Origin of the sequence: Cobetia crustatorum (assembly GCF_000591415.1) — a bacterium.
Lineage (GTDB): Bacteria > Pseudomonadota > Gammaproteobacteria > Pseudomonadales > Halomonadaceae > Cobetia > Cobetia crustatorum.
On record NZ_JEMF01000018.1, the window covers coordinates 45,097 to 67,261 of the forward strand.

The 22,165-nt window shown below is 57.7% G+C and carries 15 protein-coding genes and 1 pseudogene; 15 read left to right on the plus strand and 1 reads right to left on the minus strand.

Going from position 1 to position 22,165, the window contains the following annotated elements:
- Positions 1 to 14 precede the first annotated feature (14 nt).
- From rseP to tilS, 11 genes and pseudogenes are all read left to right on the plus strand, one after another.
- A complete protein-coding gene (gene rseP, locus BF12_RS0104590) occupies positions 15 to 1,370 on the plus strand; it encodes a sigma E protease regulator RseP (RefSeq protein ID WP_024951251.1) in 1,356 nt (451 codons plus the stop codon).
- Positions 1,371 to 1,614: 244 nt separating this feature from the next.
- The gene (gene bamA / locus BF12_RS0104595) at positions 1,615 to 3,951 is read left to right on the plus strand and encodes an outer membrane protein assembly factor BamA (protein WP_176426471.1); all 2,337 of its coding nucleotides are present in this window, start codon (positions 1,615 to 1,617) and stop codon (positions 3,949 to 3,951) included.
- 119 nt (positions 3,952 to 4,070) lie between these two features.
- Entirely contained in the window at positions 4,071 to 4,583 is a 513-nt protein-coding gene (locus tag BF12_RS0104600) for an OmpH/Skp family outer membrane protein (protein WP_024951253.1), read from the plus strand.
- Positions 4,584 to 4,674: 91 nt separating this feature from the next.
- Positions 4,675 to 5,712: a UDP-3-O-(3-hydroxymyristoyl)glucosamine N-acyltransferase gene (gene lpxD, locus BF12_RS0104605; RefSeq protein ID WP_024951254.1), complete on the plus strand. Its 1,038-nt coding sequence runs from the start codon at positions 4,675 to 4,677 to the stop codon at positions 5,710 to 5,712.
- Positions 5,713 to 5,887: 175 nt separating this feature from the next.
- Entirely contained in the window at positions 5,888 to 6,331 is a 444-nt protein-coding gene (gene fabZ / locus BF12_RS0104610) for a 3-hydroxyacyl-ACP dehydratase FabZ (protein ID WP_035159064.1), read from the plus strand.
- Positions 6,328 to 7,095, plus strand: coding sequence for an acyl-ACP--UDP-N-acetylglucosamine O-acyltransferase (gene lpxA / locus BF12_RS0104615; protein ID WP_024951256.1), 768 nt, complete (start codon positions 6,328 to 6,330; stop codon positions 7,093 to 7,095). The genes fabZ and lpxA overlap by 4 nt, the downstream gene beginning before the upstream one ends.
- A gap of 2 nt (positions 7,096 to 7,097) precedes the next feature.
- Complete coding sequence (gene lpxB / locus BF12_RS18695) at positions 7,098 to 8,249, plus strand: lipid-A-disaccharide synthase (protein WP_035159066.1); 1,152 nt, start codon at positions 7,098 to 7,100, stop codon at positions 8,247 to 8,249.
- A gap of 132 nt (positions 8,250 to 8,381) precedes the next feature.
- Positions 8,382 to 9,026: pseudogene (gene rnhB / locus BF12_RS18700) on the plus strand (ribonuclease HII); the annotation flags it as partial.
- Between the two features lie 362 nt (positions 9,027 to 9,388).
- Positions 9,389 to 12,889, plus strand: a complete 3,501-nt coding sequence (dnaE, locus tag BF12_RS0104630; protein WP_024951258.1) for a DNA polymerase III subunit alpha — start codon at positions 9,389 to 9,391, stop codon at positions 12,887 to 12,889.
- A 236-nt stretch (positions 12,890 to 13,125) separates the two neighbouring features.
- Complete coding sequence (gene accA / locus BF12_RS0104635; RefSeq protein ID WP_024951259.1) at positions 13,126 to 14,079, plus strand: acetyl-CoA carboxylase carboxyl transferase subunit alpha; 954 nt, start codon at positions 13,126 to 13,128, stop codon at positions 14,077 to 14,079.
- A gap of 154 nt (positions 14,080 to 14,233) precedes the next feature.
- Complete coding sequence (tilS, locus tag BF12_RS0104640; RefSeq protein WP_051510739.1) at positions 14,234 to 15,631, plus strand: tRNA lysidine(34) synthetase TilS; 1,398 nt, start codon at positions 14,234 to 14,236, stop codon at positions 15,629 to 15,631.
- Here tilS and ppx read toward each other — a convergent pair.
- Entirely contained in the window at positions 15,628 to 17,160 is a 1,533-nt protein-coding gene (ppx, locus tag BF12_RS0104645; RefSeq protein WP_024951261.1) for an exopolyphosphatase, read from the minus strand. The genes tilS and ppx overlap by 4 nt on opposite strands.
- A gap of 366 nt (positions 17,161 to 17,526) precedes the next feature.
- Between ppx and trxA the strand changes: the two genes are divergently transcribed.
- The 4 genes from trxA to BF12_RS0104665 all read left to right on the plus strand — a co-directional run bounded on the left by trxA (position 17,527) and on the right by BF12_RS0104665 (position 22,154).
- Entirely contained in the window at positions 17,527 to 17,853 is a 327-nt protein-coding gene (trxA, locus tag BF12_RS0104650; RefSeq protein ID WP_024951262.1) for a thioredoxin, read from the plus strand.
- Positions 17,854 to 18,379: 526 nt separating this feature from the next.
- Positions 18,380 to 19,639 (plus strand): transcription termination factor Rho, encoded by a 1,260-nt coding sequence (rho, locus tag BF12_RS0104655; protein ID WP_024951263.1) that lies wholly within the window; start codon positions 18,380 to 18,382, stop codon positions 19,637 to 19,639.
- Between the two features lie 164 nt (positions 19,640 to 19,803).
- Positions 19,804 to 21,273, plus strand: coding sequence for a 4-hydroxy-3-polyprenylbenzoate decarboxylase (gene ubiD / locus BF12_RS0104660; RefSeq protein ID WP_024951264.1), 1,470 nt, complete (start codon positions 19,804 to 19,806; stop codon positions 21,271 to 21,273).
- A gap of 86 nt (positions 21,274 to 21,359) precedes the next feature.
- Entirely contained in the window at positions 21,360 to 22,154 is a 795-nt protein-coding gene (locus BF12_RS0104665; RefSeq protein ID WP_024951265.1) for an NAD(P)H-flavin reductase, read from the plus strand.
- The last annotated feature ends 11 nt before the right edge of the window (positions 22,155 to 22,165 follow it).

Consider the following 22,165-nt stretch of genomic DNA (forward strand, 5'->3'; position numbering starts at 1 on the left):
TCCAGGAGCGAATGATGGGTGTGATCCAGAATATTCTTGCGGTGATTGTCGTGCTGGGTGTGCTGATCACCATCCATGAATATGGCCATTTCTGGGTCGCACGCCGTTGCGGTATCAAGGTGTTGCGCTTCTCCATCGGCTTCGGTAAGCCGCTGTGGTCGTGGACGGATCGTCATGGCACAGAGTATGGGTTGGCAGCGATACCGCTGGGCGGTTATGTCAAGATGCTGGATGAGCGCGAAGGTCCGGTTGATCCCTCAGAGCGCCATCTTGCCTTCAATACCAAATCCGTATGGAAGCGCATCGCGGTGGTCTGTGCCGGGCCGCTCGCCAACTTCCTGCTTGCCATCTTTGCCTACTGGGCACTCTTCGTCGCGGGTACTACCACTGTGGTACCGATGATCGGTGGCGTGACGGCGGATTCACCAGCAGCGCAGGCGGGACTTTCACCCAAGGCTGAGATAGTCGCGATCAATGGGCAGCCGACGCGTTCGTGGGACGAGATAAACCTCCGGTTGATCGGTGCCATCGGCGATGATCGCTTGAGTATCACCACGCGTGCTGCCGGTGCCAGCGTGACGCGTGAGCAGGCGCTTGCGGTCAATCACTTCTTGGTCGACCAGGATCCGCCGCGTCCACTGGCAACGCTGGGCATCACTGCCTGGCGTCCACAGTTGCCCGCAGTGTTGGGGCAGGTGCTGGATGACGGCGCCGCACAGGCAGCCGGCTTCAAGGCAGGGGATCGCATCGTCAGCATCAATGGCATGTTGGTGGTCGATTGGATCGATTTCGTTGAGAGGGTGCGCGGCGCGCCAGGCGAGACATTGTCAGTCTTGATCGCGCGCGAGGGTGGCGAGCAGACCTTGTCACTGACACCGGCCAGTCACTCTCTGGAAGATGGCCGTACCATTGGCCAGGTGGGGGCGGGCGTCGAGAACATCAGCTGGCCGGCTGAATATCAACGCGAGCTGAGCTATGGTCCGCTCGCAGCTGTGGGTCAGGCGATCGGAAAGACCAGTGAAATGACCGTATTGACGCTCGATTCCATTCGCAAGATGCTGGTGGGATTGATTGCCCCCTCCAACCTGTCAGGCCCGATTACCATTGCGCGTATTGCGGGTGATACGGCGCGCTCCGGACTTGAATCATTCTTGAGTTTCATGGCCTATCTCTCTATCAGTCTTGGCGTATTGAACCTGCTGCCCATTCCCGTGTTGGACGGGGGGCACCTGCTGTTCTATTTGATCGAGGCTGTTCGTGGTAAGCCATTGTCCGAGAAAGTGCAGAATGCAGGCCTCAAGATCGGCATGGCACTGGTAGGATCGCTCATGCTGATGGCCATCTACTTCGACCTCATGCGTCTGTGGTGATGAATTCGGCCGGGGAAGGTGTATCGCTACCTCGGCAATATGAACCGAATCTGAACTGTCAGTGCCCATGAGGGTCAATTCATTGCGCGGGCTGGTCAATGTGCCCAACTCCCGTCATCATGCCCACACGACTTCGGCCCCGATTACCGACCTCCGCTGATAGCTGTCTTGTCAGTTGCAGGGGGTTGTGTATAAGGTGCCTGTTCACCCAAGCGGGCGGAATCCAGAGAAGCGAAGCGACTGCATGAAACTCAAGACCATTGGATTGGCAGCTGCGCTGCTCGGGGCCAGCCAGGGCGCCTTGGCCGCGTCTTTCAAAGTATCGGACATCAGGGTAGAGGGGCTCCAGCGTGTGTCTGCGGGCACCGTCTTCAACGCCTTCCCCGTGTCTGCAGATCAGAATGTCGCAGAGGATGATTTGTCCTCTGCGGCGCGTCAGCTATTCGACACTGGCTTGTTCGATGACATACGCCTCAAGCGTGACGGCGATGTATTGATCATCGATGTCGTCGAACGTCCTACCATCTCCAAGATTGAAATTGATGGTAATTCTCAGATTCCCGATGAGGACCTGCGCAAGGGCCTCAAGGAAGCTGGGTTGGCTGAAGGACAGGTGCTGCAACGCTCCACGCTGGAAGAAATGCAGCGTGAGCTTGAGCGTGTCTATCAGGCTCAGGGACGTTATAGCGCACGTATCGAAACCTCAGTCGAAGAACTTGAGCGCAATCGCGTGCAGGTCAATATCGACGTCAAGGAAGGTACGGTCGCCAAGATTCATCAGATCAATATCGTCGGCAACAGTGCCTTCGATGATGAGACCCTGCGCGAACAACTGGAACTCGAGGATCGCCCAGGCTGGTTCTTCGGTTGGTTCTCTGATGACGAGTATTCCCGCGAGAAGTTGACTGGCGATATCGAGACACTCAAGTCCTGGTATCTTGATCGCGGCTACGTCAACTTCCAGGTGCGCTCGACTCAGGTCTCCATCTCACCGGACAAGTCCGAAATCTTTGTCACCATCAATGTCGACGAAGGTAAGCCGTACAAGATTGGCAAGATCGGTTTTGCGGGCGACATCAAGATGAAGGAGCCGCGTGCGCGTGACCTGGTCAAGCTGGCACCGGACGCTCTGTACTCTCAGCGCGAGGTGACGGCCTCCAGCGAGGCGCTGCGCCAGGCGCTCGGCGCCGATGGCTTTGCCTTTGCCAAGGTCAACGCTATCCCCGAGGTGAATGAGGAGACCGATACCGTCGATCTGACCTTCGCTGTCGATCCGGGTAAGCGTGCTTATGTGCGTCGCATCAACTTCAAGGGGAATACCACGACCGCAGACGAAGTCCTGCGTCGTGAAATGACCCAATATGAAGGTGCACCGGCCTCTACCGACAAGATCAAGCAGTCCAAGCAGAAGCTTGAACGTCTTGGCTTCTTCAAGCAGGTCGATGTTGATACTCGTCCCGTGGCTGGAGAGCCGGATCAGCTGGACGTCAACTACAACGTCGAAGAGCAGCCGTCAGGCTCTATCTCGGCGTCTGTCGGTTTCTCGCAGGGCGATGGTGTCATCTACGGGGTCGGCCTGTCGCAGAAGAACTTCCTGGGCACCGGTAACGAAGTCAACATCAATGCCCAGAAGTCGGATGACTACACCAACGTCAGCTTCGGTTATACCGACCCGTATTGGACGCTGGACGGCATCTCTCGTGGCTACAACATCTTCTACCGCAAGGTGGACTATGACGATGATGATGATGTTGCAAGCTATGCGACAGACAGCTTTGGTGGCGGCATCAACTTCGGTTATCCGATCAATGAGCTGTCGCGTCTGAACTTCGGTGCCGGCTATGAATTCGTGCGTGTGAAGGACTTCGATGACAGCCCGTCAGAGGTCACCGAGTACCTCGAGGATGAAGGCGAAGACTTCAATCTCTACAAGCTGACCGCCAGTTGGTCGCGCAACAACCTCAACCGCGGCATCTTGCCGACGGCGGGGAGTTCGCAGACCTTGTCACTTGAGGTTGCTGTTCCCGGCTCTGATGCGGATTATTATAAGTTTCGCTACAAGGGCCAGAAGCTCTTCGAGCTGCATGATGACTGGTCACTCAAGTTCCGTACCGAACTGGGCTACGCCAACTCGTTCTCTGGCGACAGCTATCCGTTCTTCAAGAACTTCTATGCGGGCGGCCTTGGCAGCGTGCGAGGTTATAGCTCAAATACCTTGGGCCAGTCCTCCACGGAAGTTGACGATGGTGATGACGATACCCTGGGCGGTAACATCCTGATTGAAAGCGGAATCGATCTGATTTTCCCGATGCCCTTCGTGAAGGACAAGCGTAGCGTCCAGCCGTCATTCTTCGTCGATGCCGGTAACACGTTCCAGACTTCTTGCTATGACGTGAGTTCCAGCTACAGCAGCAGCTGTGAAAGCGGTGTGGATCTCGGTGATCTGAATTACAGCGCAGGTATCGGTTTGTCGTGGATCACGCCGGTGGGGCCGTTGACCTTCAGTGTCGCGCAACCGATCGGCAGCGATGATGACGATGATACCGAGGTCTTCCAGTTCTCACTGGGCCAGACCTTCTAGGGTCGTTTTATGCCGCACCCGCTGATGCCGGTGCGGCTCTTTGCCACGACCACCGGCGCCGCCGTTCCTGTTCTGCCGTCGGTTATCGAACAACAGGCCTACAACAAGGAGTTATTGTGATGCGTAAATTGACCCGCGCGCTGTGTCTGGCAGGTGGCCTCGCCGCCTTTGCAACTCCAATGCTGGCACAGGCCTCTGATGTTGCTGTCATTGACTGGCGTCAGGCGTTGCTCAGCTCTGACACTGCCAAGCGTTCCATGAATCAGCTCAAGAACCAGCTGGCCGGCAAGCAGGATCAGGCCAAGGCACTTGCCAAGGAGCTCGAGTCCCTTCAGGCGAAGCTGCAGAAAGATGGCGCGGTGATGTCTGATTCCGAGCGTCAGTCTGTGCAGCAGCAACTACGCCAGAAGGGCGGCCAGTTCCAGCAGCTACGCGGTCAGGTACAGCAGCAGCAGCAGCAGGCGGAACAGGCTTTCCTCAAGCAGTCCAAGCCGAAACTTGATCAGGCCATCCAGAAAGTGGTCGACAAGCACGGTGTTGAGCTGGTGGTAGATCGCAATGCGACGGTCTACAGCAAGGACGGGCTTGACCTGACTGATGAAGTGACTCAGGTGTTCAACTCGCTCAACTGAGTGCATTCCGCGCGCTGAGCGTGCGGGGTGTGTTGCATCCGAGTATGCCAACACGAATGCGAGCCAGAGGCGCCCAGCGCCCAGAGACAGAATGAAAAAGCAACAATTCTCCTACACTCTCGAGGATTTGGCCGAGCGCCTGGGCGCTCGGCTCGTCGGTGACCCAGCAGTTCGCGTCTCCGGTTTGTCGACCTTGGTGGATGCTGCGCCAGGCGATATCGCCTTCCTCGCTAACCGCGCCTATCTCAAGTATTTAGGTGAATCCGAGGCCACTGCTGTCCTGCTTCACGAGAGTCATCTCGAGGAATGCAAATGCAACGCACTGGTGCTGGACAATCCGTACCTGGCTTACGCTGAGCTGTCGCGTCTGTTTGACCCGCTGGCAGGAACACCGCAAACGAGTGTTCACGCCAGTGCTGTCGTTGATGAGACTGCGCAATTGGGGGCAAATGTCGAAATCGGTCCTCAGGTCGTGATCGGTCCGGGTGCTCGTGTCGGTGATAATTCCCGCATTCTGGCTGGTTGCGTCATCGGGGCCGATAGCTCGGTAGGCGAGGGTGCTCTGCTGCACCCGAATGTCACGCTCTATCATGGTGTGATGATCGGGGCGCGTGCCGTGCTGCACAGTGGTTGTGTGATCGGGGCTGATGGATTCGGTTTTGCGCACGACGGCAAGGGCTGGCACAAGATTGCCCAGCTGGGCGGTGTGCTGATCGGTGATGATGCGGAAGTGGGTAGCTGTACGAGCATTGATCGAGGCGCACTGGGCGACACGATTATTGGCAATGACGTCAAGATCGACTCTCAGGTACAGATTGCGCACAACGTGCAGATTGGCGATCACTCTGCGCTGGCAGGCTGTGTCGGCATTGCCGGCTCTACCAAGGTGGGGCGTTACTGCCTGATGGGCGGTGGTGTCGGCCTGGCAGGCCATCTGGAGATTTGTGACGGCGTGCAGGTAACTGGCATGAGTCTGGTCACTAATTCCATCAGCAAGCCGGGTGTTTATTCTTCCGGCACCGGTGCGATGGATAATGGCTTGTGGCGTCGCAATGCGGTGCGCTTCAAGCAACTCGACCAGCTGGCGCGGCGTTTGAACCAGGTTGAGAAGCGTCTGAAGGACAAGTAGCTCCTGTTCTGAAGGGCTTCTCGTGCTTGCTCGGTGACCTCTTGGTCAATGAGCGGCTGCCAGCCACGCGCAAGGACGCTATAATGCGCGCCATTGCCTGAACGGCGGTCCGGACCGTCATTACATGCCTGCCCGAGCGCGGCAGGCATTTCGTTATTTCAGAGGTTGTAAGCCAATGGTTATGGACGTCAACGAGATCCGTGAGTATCTCCCGCACCGCTATCCTTTCCTGCTGGTCGATCGGGTCATGGAGCTGACCCTTGGCGAGTACATCGTTGCGCGCAAGAATGTGAGCATCAATGAGCCGTTTTTCAATGGCCACTTCCCGGGTCACCCGATCATGCCGGGTGTGCTGATCGTGGAAGCCATGGCTCAGGCGGCTGGTATTCTGGGCTTCAAGACTGTCGATAAGCGTCCTGCTGATGGCTACATCTATTATCTCGTTGGTAGTGACAAGGTACGTTTCAAACGTCCAGTGATGCCGGGTGATCAGCTTGAGATCAGTGCCCGAGTGCTACGCGAAAAGCGCGGAATCTGGAAATTCGCCTGTCAGGCCAAGGTCGACGGCGACGTGGTCTGTGAGGCCGAAATCATCTGTGCTGAGAGGAAGGTCGCTTGATACATCCTACTGCCATTGTCGATCCCGGCGCCCGCTTGGCCGATGATGTCGAGATCGGTCCGTTTTGCGTGATCGGGGCCGATGTCGAGATCGGCGCTGGCACGATGGTGGGGCCGCACGTCGTCATCAAGGGCACTACCATCATCGGTGAGCGTAATCGTATCTTTCAGTTTGCGTCGATAGGCGAAGACTGTCAGGACAAGAAATACGCTGGTGAGCCAACTCGGCTGGAAATTGGGGATGACAATGTCATTCGCGAAGGCGTGACGCTGCACCGTGGTACTGTCCAGGATGCCAGCCTCACGCGTATCGGCAGTCGTAACCTGCTCATGGCGTACGCCCATGTTGGCCATGATTGCATCATCGGTGACGACTGCATCATGGCCAACCAGGCGACGCTTGGCGGCCATGTCCATGTTGGCAACCACGTCATTCTGGGTGGACTGTCTGCCGTGCATCAGTTCTGTCATGTCGGCGAGCATGCCATGGCCGGCGGCGGCTCCATCATTACCAAGGACATCGCTGCCTTCGTGATGGTCAACGGCCATCCTGCTGAGGCCCATGGCCTCAATAGCGTTGGCCTCAAGCGTCGTGGCTTTGCTCGGGAGACCATCTCTGCGCTGAATACAGCCTACAAGACGGTCTTCCGTCAGGGGCTGACGTTGGCGCAGGCACTCGAGCAGCTGGAAGCCGAACCCCCACTTGCCGAGCGTGATATTTTCATCACCTCGCTCAAGGCGTCTACTCGCGGTTTGACACGCTAGGCATGCGCATCTATCTGGTAGCCGGGGAGCTCTCCGGTGACATCCTCGGCGCCAGCCTGATGCGGGCCCTCAAGGCGCGCTATCCCGAGGTCGAGTTTCGGGGCATCGGTGGCCCGCGGATGCAAGCCGAAGGTTTCGACAGCCTCTATCCACTGGAAACCCTTTCAGTGATGGGGCTGGTCGAGGTGCTCAAGCATCTGCCAGAACTCATCAAGGTGCGTCGTCACTTGTTGCGCGATGCGCTGGAATGGCAACCGGATGTGATGATCGGTATCGATGCTCCTGATTTCAACCTCGGACTTGAGTTACGCCTACGCAAGCGCGGCATCACCACCGCACACTATGTCAGCCCCTCTGTCTGGGCGTGGCGTCAGGGCCGTGTGAAGACTATTCGGCGTGCTGTTGATCGTATGCTGACCTTTCTGCCTTTTGAAGCCGCTTTCTATCGTGAGCATCAAGTGCCGGTGACGTTCGTGGGTCATCCGCTGGCTGACGAATTGCCATTGATAGACGACCGTGTTGCTGCACGCGAGCAACTGGGTCTTGATCCTGAGGTTCAGCTGTTGGCTGTGTTGCCGGGTTCGCGTGGCAACGAGATTCGCTTTCTGGGTGATACCTTCCTCTCGGCCATCGAGCGGTTGTGTGTCCGTTATCCTGACCTTGAAGTCGTGATTCCTGCAGCGACGCCCTTGCGTCGCACAGAACTTGAAGCTCTGATGGATGGCCGCACGTCTCTCGATCGTGCGCGCGTTCATCTTGTCGATGGGCAGTCGCGTGAGGCAATGACCGCGGCAGATGCCGTGCTGTTGGCCTCAGGCACGGCAGCGCTTGAGTGCCTGTTGTGCCACCGCCCGATGGTCGTGGCTTATCGCATGGCACCCATGACACACCGTATCGCGCGTCACTTGGTCAAGACTGAGTGGATTTCGCTGCCCAATCTGATTGCGCGTGAAACGCTGGTGCCGGAGCTCATTCAGGATGACGCTACCCCCGAAGCCATCGAAGAAAGTCTGGCACCGCTTCTGTCACGTGCCGCTGGCGATGTCTCGCGTCAGCGTGAGCTGCGCGATCGCTTTGAAGTTATGCATCGTGAGTTGACCTGCGATGCCAGCGCTGCTGCTGCACGTGCTATCGGTGAACTGGCGGGTCGCTAGGCGGCATTGTCTGACGCCTTTTGTCCATGGACTCATCGCTCTGTTCTGGCATCGCTTTTCCCCAATATTGATTCATCCTGACAGGCTGGCCGCAGTAGCGATCTGCCTGTTGTCTGACGCCCTCGAGATACCATGACTGATTCTGCCGACGCCACGACTTCCTCGCCCTCGACGCGCAAGCGCAAACCCGCCGATGACTTTCCTGCCCTCGTTATTCCTTATCAAGGTGAATTGCTGGCAGGTATCGATGAGGTGGGGCGCGGGCCACTGGTCGGGCCAGTGGTGGCGGCAGCCGTGATTCTTGATCCGCGTGACCCCATCGAAGGTATCACCGATTCCAAGAAGCTCAGCGAGAAGAAGCGGCTGGCACTTTCTGAGCAGATCCGCACTCGTGCCTGGGCCTGGGCGATTGCCGAGGCTACCAGCGAGGAGATCGATGCGCTCAATATCTATCAAGCGACTCACTTGGCCATGCGTCGCGCGATTGATGCTCTTGGCGTACGGCCTGAGTATCTGCTAGTCGATGGCAATCGGCTGCCGGGTCATGACATTCCCGGTATGGCGGTGGTCAAGGGGGATCTGCGTCACGCCGCCATTGGTGCTGCTTCGATTCTGGCTAAAGTGCACCGTGATGCTCAGATGGCTGCGCTGGATACACATTTTCCGGTCTACGGCTTTGCGCGTCATAAGGGGTATCCGACGCGAGAGCACCAGGCCGCGATTGAGGCACATGGCATTCTGACCCTACACCGCAAGAGCTTTGGGCCGGTCAAGCGTCTCTTCATGGCAGGACATGTGCCACAAGTCGTGCCGGAAGATGCGCTGATTCCGCTGCCGACACCGTACGAAGAGGGTGCGGAGGCCGCTGAAAAAAAGCTGCCAGCCGTGGTCTGACTGATGCTAGTGAGCCCGCGGCGTTGCCGTCATTCGTGACGCCTGAGACGAGCGCTTTCGCGCCGCAAGAAGCGCCTGTTGTCGCTACAGTCGTCACTACAGCTGAGCAAGCTGACGCGCTATCCTTGTTGTCTGCCTCTGATACGCCACTACCCTATGATGTACCTCATCAGGGAATCTCCACCGCCTCGACCGTACCCGCGATTGAATCTTTCACCGTTACGCAGACTTCACGAGCCGATTCCATGACCACGCCCTTTGTTCACCTGCGCGTTCACTCCGAGTTCTCTCTCGTCGATGGCCTGCCCGGCGTCAAGCCGCTGATCAAGGCGACGGCGACTGCCGGCCAGCCCGCGGTCGCTGTCACGGACGAGGCCAACCTGTTCGGGTTGGTCAAGTTCTATTCCAATGCGCGCGCCTCGGGTATCAAGCCGATCATTGGTTCCGATCTATGGCTGCTCAATGCCCAGGATGCCTCTCGCCCGTATCGCATTACCTTGCTGGCGATGAATGACACCGGCTATCGCAACCTGACCGAGCTGATCTCGCGTGGTTGGACGGACGGCCAGAAGCAGGGGCGTGCCTATCTCGACAAGCAATGGATCTTCGATCAAGCCGAGGGGTTGATCGTGCTATCGGGTGGCCGTGAAGGGGAAATTGGCCGCCATCTGTTGTCTGATCATGAAGACAGCGCGCGCGCCTTGTTGGCTGAGTGGAAGGCCATCTTCGGTAATCGCTTCTATCTGGAGCTGACACGTACACAGCGTCAATACGAGGAAGAGTGCCTGCACCTCTCGGTGGCGTTGTCCGAGGCGACCGATACGCCCGTGGTCGCGACCAACGATGTGCGCTTCCTCAAACGTGAAGATTACTGGGCACATGAGACTCGAGTCTCCATTGGCGAGGGTAAGGCGCTGGATGACCCGCGTCGCGAAACCCGCTATAGCGATGAGCAGTATCTGAAGACCGCCGAGGAGATGGGGGAGCTGTTCGCTGATATTCCCGAGGCACTCGAAAATAGTGTGCTGATCGCGGCGCGTTGCTCGGTTACCGTCCAGTTGGGAACTTACTTCCTGCCGGAATTTCCGGTGCCGGAAGGTATGACGATGGATGAATTCTTCCGCAAGGTCTCACATGATGGTCTGACGGAGCGTCTCGACAAGCTGTATCCACTGGTCAAGCACCCGCGGGGTACCGACGCTTGGGCCGAGATTGAGCAACGCTATCGCGCGCGGCTGGATTTCGAGCTCGATATCATCCTGCAGATGGGGTTCCCCGGTTACTTCCTGATCGTGATGGACTTCATTCAGTGGGGGAAGGACAACGGTGTGCCGGTCGGCCCGGGGCGTGGTTCTGGTGCTGGCTCACTGGTGGCCTACGCGCAGAAGATCACCGATCTTGATCCGCTGGAATATGACCTGCTGTTCGAGCGCTTCCTGAATCCCGAACGTGTCTCGATGCCCGATTTCGATGTCGATTTCTGCATGGAAAAGCGTGATCGCGTCATCGACTATGTGGCAGAGCGTTACGGACGCAACGCGGTATCGCAGATCGTGACCTTCGGCACCATGACCGCCAAGGCCGTGGTGCGTGATGTCGCGCGTGCGCAAGGCAAGCCGTACTCCATGGGTGACAAGCTCTCCAAGCTGATTCCCTTTGAAGTGGGTATCACGCTTGAGAAGGCCATCGAGCAGGAGCCGCAGCTCAAGGAATTCGTCGAGAAGGACGAAGAGATTCAGGAAATCTGGGAGATGGCCCTCAAGCTCGAGGGCACTACGCGCGGCACCGGCAAGCACGCGGGTGGTGTGGTGATTGCGCCGACCAAGCTGACCGACTTCGCGCCGCTATTGTGTGACGAGGATGGCAACGGCCTGGTGGTGCAGTTCGACAAGAATGATGTCGAGGAAGCCGGACTGGTGAAGTTCGACTTCCTGGGGTTGCGTACCCTGACCATCATCGACTGGGCGACCGAGATGGTCGACAAGATCCGTGCGCGTGAAGGGCTCGGTGCGTTGGAGATCGACGACATCCCGCTGGATGATGCTCAGACCTTCGACATGCTGCAGAAGGCGGAGACGACGGCCGTCTTCCAGCTGGAATCACGTGGGATGAAGGAGTTGATCAAGAAGCTCAAGCCCGATTGCCTTGAGGACATGATCGCTCTGGTCGCCCTGTTCCGCCCCGGCCCGTTGCAGTCCGGCATGGTGGACGACTTCATCAACCGTAAGCACGGTCGCGCTGAAGTATCTTATCCACACCCGGATTATCAGCATGAGCTGCTCAAGCCGGTATTGGAACCGACCTACGGCATCATCCTGTACCAGGAACAGGTCATGCAGATCGCGCAGGTACTGGCCGGCTATACGCTAGGTCAGGCCGATATGCTGCGCCGTGCAATGGGCAAGAAGAAGCCGGAAGAAATGGCCAAGCAGCGTGCTGGCTTCATGGAGGGGTGTGCCGATAAGGGCATCGATAAAGATCTCGCGGGTAATATCTTTGATCTGGTGGAGAAGTTCGCTGGCTACGGCTTCAACAAGTCGCACTCTGCGGCCTATGGTTTGGTCTCTTACCAGACGGGTTGGCTGAAGGCGCACTATCCGGGGCCGTTCATGGCGGCGGTCATTTCTACCGAGATGCAAACCATCGAGAAGGTGGTGCCGCTGATCGAGGAGTGCCGCCATATCGGCCTGACGGTCACGCCGCCGGATGTGAACCTCGGTGGCTACAAGTTCACCGTTGATCTGGAAGGGCGCGTCGTCTATGGCCTGGGCGCCATCCGTGGCGTGGGTGAAGGCCCGATCGAGGCCATCGTCAGTGCGCGTGCCGAGGGTGGCCCGTTCAGCGACATCTTCGACTTCTGCAAGCGCATCGATGCCAAGAAGATCAACAAGCGCACACTGGAAGCGCTGATTCGTTCGGGGGCATTGGATAACATCGGTCCATCACGCGCGGTGCTGATGATGGCTGTCGAAGATGCGCTCAAGGCCGCTTCACAGAATCATGCCAACAACGATGTGGGTATCATCGACATGTTCGGTGATGCTTTCAGCGAGCCAGAGAAGGATGTTTATGCTGGCTATCGTCAGGCGCGCGAGTGGACTGACAAGGAACGCCTGACCGGTGAGAAGAATACTCTTGGCCTTTATCTGACGGGTCATCCCATCGATGAGTACGAAGGCGAGCTCAAGCGCTTCATCAATGCGCGTATCAGTGATCTCAAGCCTTCACGCGAGCCGCAGCGCATTGCCGGACTAGTCATTGCCATGCGCACCATGAAGTCCAAGCGTGGCGATACCATGGCCTTCGTGACACTGGATGATCGTACCGGTCGTATCGAGGCATCAATGTTCGGTGAGCTTTACGATCAGGTGCGAAACAAGCTGGCACCAGACACGATCGTGATTGTCGAAGGTGAAGTCAGTCAGGATGATTATTCAGGTGGTCTACGACTGCGCGGTAAAGATGTTACGCCGATTATCGATGCGCGGACGCGCTTCGGTGAGGCCGTGGAAATAAGTATTGCGGCCGAAGATATTGGTGGACGCTTCACGCGTGATCTGTCGAATTTACTGACGCCATATCTGGCACGCGAAGGACTACCTATGCGCTTGCGCTATCGCAATGCCTCTGCCGAAGCCTGGCTGGAGCTGGGAGAGAATTGGCGAGTGTCTCCCAGTGATGAGCTGTTGATACAGTTGGCTGAGGTAGAGGGACAGCGGGGCGTGCGCCTCAAGTATCGCGACTGATACCCTCCGACAGTAGGCCGTAACGATGCTCGGTCTGCTGTCGGAATATTGTGAACGAACATCGATACAGGCGGGCAAGGTTTGCACCTGTCGAACAGGGTGCGATAATGCTCTTCTTTCTTTTTCCATGCCGACTGTGACCGCCGCGAGCCACAGATCGCCTGAGCGTTCGCTCAGGGGGAGTGACCCGGCCGACTCGCTTTCCTGGCTGCCCGAGACGACGAACGAAACGCCTTATGAATCCCAATTATCTGGACTTTGAACAGCCGATCGCCGAGCTGCAGGCCAAGATCGAGGAACTCCGTCTGGTCGGTAACGACTCCCAAGTGAGCCTGGCTGACGAGATCGAACGCCTTCAGGGCAAGAGCACCAAGCTCACCGAGTCTATCTTTAAAGATCTCGGTGCTTGGCAGGTATCCCAGCTGGCGCGTCATCCGCAGCGTCCGTATACCCTCGACTATCTCGAGAACCTGTTCGCGGACTTTGATGAGCTGCACGGTGATCGTCACTACGCTGACGACGAAGCACTGGTTGGCGGTATCGCGCGTCTCGACGACAAGCCGGTGATGGTGATTGGCCATCAAAAAGGTCGTGACGTAAAGGAAAAGGTACGCCGCAACTTCGGTATGCCGCGTCCGGAAGGCTACCGCAAGGCCTGCCGTCTGATGGAGATGGCCGAGCGCTTCAAGATGCCTATCCTGACCTTCATCGACACCCCGGGTGCCTATCCGGGCATCGGTGCAGAGGAGCGCGGTCAGTCCGAGGCCATCGCCTACAACCTGGCAGTGATGTCGCGCCTCAAGACCCCGATCATCTCCACCGTCATCGGTGAGGGCGGTTCCGGTGGTGCACTGGCCATCGGCGTGTGTGACGAGCTGAACATGCTGCAGTACTCCACCTACTCTGTGATCTCGCCGGAAGGTTGCGCCTCCATCCTGTGGAAGAGCGCCGAGCGTGCTGCTGACGCGGCGGATGCCATGGGCATCACAGCCTCGCGCCTTAAGGAGCTGGGCTTTGTCGATAACCTGATCAAGGAGCCGCTGGGTGGCGCGCATCGCAACCCGCAAACGACAGCCGACAGCATCAAGGCGGTACTGAGCGAAGGCCTGGAGCGTCTTGGTGCTCTGGATACGGAAGCCCTGCTGGAACGTCGCTACAAGCGCTTGATGAGCTACGGCGCCCCGGCGTGAGTCGATAGGTAGCCCTGAACGACTATCGAGCTGGCATGTAATAATCGAGACGCCTCCGGAAGCTTTCCGGAGGCGTCTTTTCGTTGCCGGCCGTGTTCAAGATCGTGTGACTGATCGTACTCAAGCCTGTGCTTCCCTTTATTCAGGAGTTCGTATGGCCCACCCGTGTCGTGAAATGCTGGAGTCCCCCGCCTTGAGTGTCGTGCGTCATGCGCTGGCGCAGACTGCCGCTGATCGCACGGTATGGATTGCGCTGTCTGGTGGGCTGGATTCGGTGATGCTGGTACGACTGGTGGCGAAAGCGGCGGATGGCTGTCCGCGACGCATACGGCTAGTGCATGTACATCACGGCCTGCAGGCGGCCAATGACATCTTTGAGCAATTGGCACGCCGAGTAGCCTCGCGGCTGGGTTTGCCGCTCAGCGTATGCCATCTGGTGTTGTCTACCGCGGCGCTGAAGGCGCGTGGGCTTGAGGCTGCGGCACGTGAGGGACGTCTAACGGCGCTGGCTGACTGTTTACGCGATGGCGACAGCTTGTGGCTAGCACAGCATCGTGATGATCAGGCAGAGACGCTACTGCTCAATGCACTGCGTGGTAGTGGTGGGCGCGGTCTGGCGGCCATGCCGCACGAGCGTACGCTGATGTTGGGGAGCCGAGGCGTCGCGCGGCTGGTGCGACCATTGCTGGATATCTCACGGTGTGAGCTGGTGGGGTTGGCAAGAGAACAAGGTATGAGCGTCGCGTATGATTGGTGCGAAGATCCGAGCAACGCTGATCAGCATTTCGATCGTAATTATCTACGTCACGTTGTTGTGCCAAAACTTGAGGAGCGCTGGCCGCAGTCTAGCGCCAGTCTGTCCCGTTCAGCTCTTCAGCTACAGGAAGAGCAGCAGTTACTCGATGAGCTAGCCGCTGAACTGCTGGCGGATCTGCAAGAGGGAGTGAGTGCAGAGGGGGCGTGTGCGGAAGGTGAGGTGTTGCGTCTATCACTCGCGAGAATGGCCGCACTAAGCGAGGCGCGTCAGCGACTGGTGCTGCGTCATCTCTGTCAGGTACACGGCTGGCCGGTGCCACCACGTGGTCGACTGATGAGCCTGCAGCAGTTGATTGCGACGCCACCCACTTCGGTGGGAGAGGTGCGTTGGACGAATGCTCGCTATGTCGTCGTCGTGCGTGTATGGCGAGGCCAACTGTGGTGGCAGGTCAATGGGGTTGGTGTTGAAGACGATGAAGATGCTGGCGCGATATGTGCTTTGGACGTGCAGGCATATTTGGCGTGGCAGACCCTTGGGAGGGATCCCGAAGCAGTGCTTATCACGCCACGCCAGCCCGGCGACATGTTGCGTGTGCCGGGGCGTGGGCGACGCGATCTCAAGCGATTGCTGCAAGAGGCTGATATTCCCCCCTGGCAGCGTCACCTGCTGCGTGTCGCAAGGCAAGTGACGGATAGCGAGCAGTGCGAAGGGCGAATCAAGGAAGTAGGCGAGGAGCAAGTTGAGGGGCTGTGGCATCCCTCGTGTGGCTGGTGGCTGCTGGCCTCAAATGTCTAGTCGAAGCCCTTGAGAATCAGCGTCATCTCAGCAGCTTTCTGCAAGTCGCTCTCTTGGTTCAGGTCATCGCAGATCAGACTGTGATCACGATATTCCTCTGCCAACGAGAGCGTTAGCTCATCGCCTTTCGCGTTCATGCGCGTGCCGAGTACTGGCTGCTCCGGGCGTGAATGATTGAGCATCACCGCAATGCGTAGCAGGCGTGCCAGGCGCGCGATACGCGGCTGTAGTGTCAGTGGCAAGTTTGCCAGTTCTCGACTGGCAAACTTGCGACGGTGAGCGCGGACCAGAAAGGCCAGCGCCTTCTGCTCTGGTCGTGAGAAGCCCTGCAGGTCGGAGTGCTCAATCAGGTAGGCGCCATGGCGGTGGAACTGGCTGTGAGAGATGGCTTGGCCCACCTCATGCAACTCTGCTGCCCAGGCCAGCATCTGGCGAGATGTCGTGCCCAATGTCCAGGCGTCAGCGACCTGATCAAATAGCGCGAGCGCGGTGGTGCGCACATTGTCAGCATGCCGTGTATCAATCGCATAGCGGCGACGCAGCAGATCGATGGCCGTAATGCGAGAATCTTCGGCCGTATTGCGGCCGACCAGATCAAACAAGACTCCTTCACGTAGCGCCCCATCTGAGTAGCGCAGCTGTTCAAGGCCAAGGGCTTCAAACACCGCGCACAGGATAGCGATGCCGGCAGGGAAGACAGTAGCCCGATCACTCTTCAAGCCTGGAAGATTAACCTTGTCGAGGCGCTTGAAGCTCAGTAGCACTGCGCGCAGGCGCTGAAGCCCCTCGCGTGTGACGAGCCCGTGTGCTGCCCATCCATGGGCTTCCAGTACGCTGGCGGCTGCCTTGATGGTGCCTGATGACCCCACAGGATCCTCCCAGCCCATTTCGCGATAACTACGCTGAATGCTGGCCAATTCGGAGCGCGCTGCCAGCTCGGCGCGGCGCATGCGTTTTTCGCTGATCTCGCCATCAGTAAAGAAGGCCTTGGTGTAAGCGACGCAGCCCATGTGCAGACTTTCCAATAGCTGTGGCTCGAACTGTTCACCAATGATGAATTCGGTAGAGCCGCCACCAATGTCGACGATCAGGCGCTTGCCATGCACGTCGGCGAGCGCGTGAGCCGCCCCAAGATAAATCAGGCGTGCTTCTTCACGGCCGGCGATGATTTCGATGGGATGTCCTAGCAGCTCTTCGGCACGATCAATCAAGGTCTGGCTATTGTGAGCAGCGCGTAATGCGTTAGTGCCCACGATGCGTAGATTGTCGGCCTCAATGCCATCGATGAAGGGCGCAAACTGGCCAAGGCAATTAAGTGCGCGCTGCATCGCGTCTTCACTGAGCATGCCATCTTCGTCGAGACCTGCGGCTAGCTGGACCTTCTCACCCTGTTTGGCGACTACCTGTAACTGTCCTGCCTGATAATTGGCCAGCAGTAAATGAAAGCTGTTGGAGCCAAGATCAATGGCGGCCAGCTTAAGCAGTGGCGCATCATCGCTACTGCTTAAGCTTTTATCGGCAGCATTCACGGACCGTAGAGAGGAAAGAGGGGCAGAATCACTCAAGAGGCAGAGTCCTTTATGACAGGCCTTTCACGACAAGGGCACGGCACGGACCTGATGGCTATGTGCGTGAGATGATGCGCCGAGCCTGTCGAACAACAGATGGTCATCGCATACGGTGATGACAGGAGGCTTTTGCAAGGTTGCGACGACTTGCGAGAGGTGTCAAACCTCAGGTAGCTCTCTACTACCATGCGGGAGAGAGCTTGGCAGCACATGAGTCGCGTAGGGCATGGTATTCTAGATTCGTGATATGACAGAAAAGTGCATGGTTTGAGCATTATTACTGATAATAATCAGCAAGGCTGAAGTGGCCTGGGAGATAACATCGCGATGAGCGAGCGTGTGGCACAGATTGCAGAAAGGGATTTCGAGTCAGCCGTGTTAGAAAGTGAGCAGCCGGTACTGGTTGATTTCTGGGCTTCCTGGTGTGGGCCATGCAAGACCGTCGCGCCGACGCTTGAGGCACTGGCCGAGGAATATGCCGGGCGTTTGAATATCGTCAAGATAGATGTCGATGAAGCCCCTGAACTTGCGGCCCGCTTCGGTGTACGTGGTGTTCCGACGTTGATGCTATTTCTGGGCGGTAATGTCGAAGCCAGCAAGGTGGGTGCCATGCCGCGTGCTCAGCTAGCAGCCTTTCTGGATGCCAATCTCTAAGTTATGTTCATGCTAATGGTGTCGGCAGGTTCTCCGTGAATGCCTCTCTGACTCCGGCCCTTGACGTAGGGGCTTGCGTTCAGGCGTCGGCTTGACTACCATCGAGGCGTTCGCCTGATTACACGCTCTCTGATTGCGCCATGCCGACCGTCCCACGGTCCCTCAGTTGTCAGCCAGCCCTCTGGTAACTCTGTCCTACCATTACAGGTCAGCCACCAGGCGATTCATACCGCTAGATTCCATATCGAGAAGACTTTTCAGTCAGGAAGCACGACGCCCCATGTCTATCATGACTGGGCCGTAGTGACTCGACACTCCGTCGCTAAATTTGTTGTTGTGCGGTTGTGGTGAGTGATCTTTCCTGAACCTTTAGCACCTGTCTTTATCCAACTCAGGCGCTTGCCCCCGGGAATGCTGTCGAGTTCTGCCTGCACCTTTGGGTGCCAGTCTCTGCCTCCTGTCTGTCTTCTCGATTCCCTTCTTTTCTTTCAGCCCTGCTGACATGAGCCACGTTCAAACAAAGCCGATGAATCTTACCGAACTCAAGCAAAATACCGTCCCCGAACTGCTGGAACTTGCCCAGACCATGGGTATTGATAACCTGGCACGCTCGCGCAAGCAGGACATTATCTTCGCCATCCTCAAGAAGCACGCGAAAAGCGGTGAGGATATTTACGGTGATGGTGTGTTGGAAATTCTGCAGGATGGCTTCGGCTTCCTACGTAGTGCAGATTCTTCCTACCTTGCTGGCCCTGACGACATCTATGTCTCACCTTCCCAGATTCGACGTTTCAATCTGCGCAAGGGCGACTCTATCTCTGGCAAGATTCGCCCGCCGAAGGAAGGCGAGCGTTACTTCGCACTGCTCAAGGTCAGTCAGATCAACTTTGACCGTCCCGAGAATGCCAAGCACAAGATTCTGTTCGAGAACCTGACGCCGCTGTTCCCTCAGTCGCGTCTGCTGATGGAAATTGGTAATGGTTCTACCGAAGACATCACTTCACGAATTCTGGATCTGACCGCGCCAATTGGTAAGGGTCAGCGTGGTTTGATCGTGTCGCCGCCCAAGGCCGGTAAGACAATGATGTTGCAGAACATTGCTGCATCCATCACGCGCAATAACCCCGAATGTCACCTCATCGTGCTGCTGATCGATGAGCGTCCTGAAGAAGTCACCGAGATGTCGCGCACCGTGCGTGGCGAAGTCGTGGCCTCTACCTTCGATGAGCCGCCGGCACGTCACGTGCAGGTTGCGGAGATGGTGATCGAGAAGGCCAAGCGCCTTGTCGAGCACAAGAAGGATGTCGTCATTCTGCTCGACTCCGTCACTCGTCTGGCGCGTGCCTACAACACCGTCGTGCCGTCCTCCGGCAAGGTGCTGACCGGTGGTGTTGATGCACATGCCCTCGAGAAGCCGAAGCGCTTCTTCGGTGCCGCACGTAACATCGAAGAAGGCGGTAGTTTGACCATTCTCGCCACGGCGTTGGTCGATACCGGTTCCAAGATGGACGAAGTGATCTTCGAGGAATTCAAGGGTACCGGTAACATGGAAGCCCACCTCGATCGCAAGCTGGCCGAGCGTCGTGTCTTCCCGGCCCTCAACATTCGTCGCTCCGGCACGCGTCGTGAAGACCTGATTGCCTCTGAAGATGAAATGCAGCGCATGTGGATTCTTCGTAAGCTGCTGAATCCCATGGAGGATGTGGCTGCTACAGAGTTCTTGATCGATCGTCTGAAAGATACCAAGACCAATCTCGAGTTCTTCGAGGCCATGAAGCGCCGTTGATTCGCGCGGGCTTTGCTCTCTGAGCCGAGCCATGCTGTAAAAGGTTGTCTTCACCAGGACGCCCGTCTCCCTGATCCGGAGGCGGGCGTCTTGCGTTGATGGCCTGCCGATGGCTGGCTGGCAATGGTATGCTCGGGACTTGTCCAAGCCGAGCGGAAACCCCCATGCAGTATCGAGACTTACGCGATTTCATCGCGGCGCTGGAAGAGAAGGGTGAACTCAAGCGAATCAGTGTTGAGGTTGACCCTTATCTGGAGATGACCGAGATCTGTGATCGCACCCTGAAGGCGGGTGGGCCGGCGTTGCTGTTCGAGAACGTCAAGGGTCATACCATGCCGGTGCTGGGCAACCTGTTCGGTACAACGCGGCGCGTGGCGCTGGGCATGGGGCAGGAGTCAGTCGAGGCATTGCGTGAGGTCGGTGAGTTGCTGGCCTTCCTCAAGGAGCCGGAACCGCCCAAGGGGTTCCGTGACGCATGGAACAAGCTGCCGATCTTCAAGCAGGTAATGAGCATGGGCCCCAAACGGGTCAAGCGCGCACCTTGTCAGGAAGTCGTACTGGAGGGCGATGATGTCAATCTCGACATGATTCCTATCCAGCATTGCTGGCCGGGCGACGCTGCACCGCTGGTGACCTGGCCGCTGGTCATCACGCGTGGGCCGCACAAGGAACGTCAAAATCTCGGCATCTATCGTCAGCAGAAGATAGGCAAGAATCGTCTTATCATGCGCTGGTTGGCGCATCGTGGCGGTGCGCTGGACTTCCGTGAATGGCAGAAGGCACATCCCGGGGAGCCCTTCCCGGTAGCCGTGGCACTGGGGGCGGATCCTGCGACGATTCTGGGCGCCGTGACGCCGGTGCCTGATTCGCTCTCTGAGTACGCTTTTGCAGGTCTGCTGCGAGGTTCGCGTACCGAGTTGGTCAAGTGCGAGTTGTCGGATCTCGAAGTCCCGGCGAGCGCCGAAATCATTCTTGAGGGCTTCCTCTATCCGGAGGACATGGCGGCGGAAGGCCCTTACGGTGATCATACCGGCTACTACAACGAAGTGGAGAGCTTCCCTGTCTTCACTATCGAGCGCATTACTCATCGGCGTGATCCCATCTATCACTCCACCTATACCGGGCGTCCGCCTGATGAGCCGGCGATTCTTGGCCTGGCGCTCAATGAAGTCTTCGTGCCGATTCTGCGCAAACAGTTCCCCGAGATCGTCGACTTCTATCTGCCACCGGAAGGCTGCTCCTACCGCATGGCGGTCGTGACGATGAAGAAGCAGTATCCCGGTCATGCCAAGCGCGTGATGATGGGGGTCTGGAGCTTCCTGCGTCAGTTCATGTACACCAAGTTCGTGATCGTGCTGGATGACGACGTGGATGCCCGCAAGTGGGAGGATGTCATCTGGGCAATCACCACGCGCATGGACCCGAGCCGTGATACCGTTCTGATCGACAATACGCCGATCGATTATCTTGATTTTGCTTCGCCGACGGCGGGTCTGGGCTCGAAAATGGGCATGGATGCCACCAACAAGTGGCCGGGGGAGACGGATCGCGAGTGGGGCGAACCCATCGTGATGAGTGACGAGATCAAATCCCGTGTCGATGAGCGCTGGGACAGTCTGGGCATTCTGGACTGATACCCTTCCTTTCTATCGGCACCTACGCATACACCCTGTCGCTGCGCGAGTACGTGGTGGCAGGCTTCAGACAACAAGAGGATACGATGACGGCGCGGACCCTGACCTGTCATGTCGAGAGTGTGGAAGATCTGACCCCGGACGTGTTTCGTGTGCGTTTTGCCGCACGTCCCGAGGCTCTGGCGCATGCGCCAGGCCAGTATCTCGAGATGAAGCTCGATGACACCACTTGGGTACCGTTTTCCATCGCCAATGCTGCCAGTGACGATGGTGTGCTCGAACTGCATATCCAGCACTGGCCGGAGCGCAGTAACTCGGCACGACTGCGCTCGTTGCTGGTTGCAGCCAATCAGTTGGAGTTACGGCTGCCGAACGGTGAGTGCTTTCTCGATCTCGAGGATCCGAGCCCGATCGTGCTGATTTGTGCCGGCACCGGTTTTTCCCAGATGCATGCCATGCTGCAGGCTGCCTTCGCGCGTGGCCTGACACAGCCTATTGAGTTGTGGTGGGCCGCGCGTGAGCGTCGTGACTTGTATCTGGAAAGCGCGGCGCTCAATTGGGCCACCAGTCAGCCCAATTTCCGCTATATCCCGGTGTTGGAAGAGGCGCCAGCACTTGGTGATGCTCATCATCAGGCACTGGAAGCCGCCGGCGTTGAGCCGGGCTTCACAGGCCATCTGGGGCGTATCGATGCCGCACTGAGTGAGCATGCTGGCAGCATGGCCGGTAAGCGGGTGTATCTGTCTGGTTCGCCGGGCATGGTGTACGCCTGCGTTGATGCACTGACGCCCTTGGGTGTCGAAGCCGAAGCGCTGAGTTCTGATGTGTTCAGCTACGCACCACGCGTGCCGCTGGTTGATCCGGTGCTTGCATCTGCTTGAGGGCTTGAAGG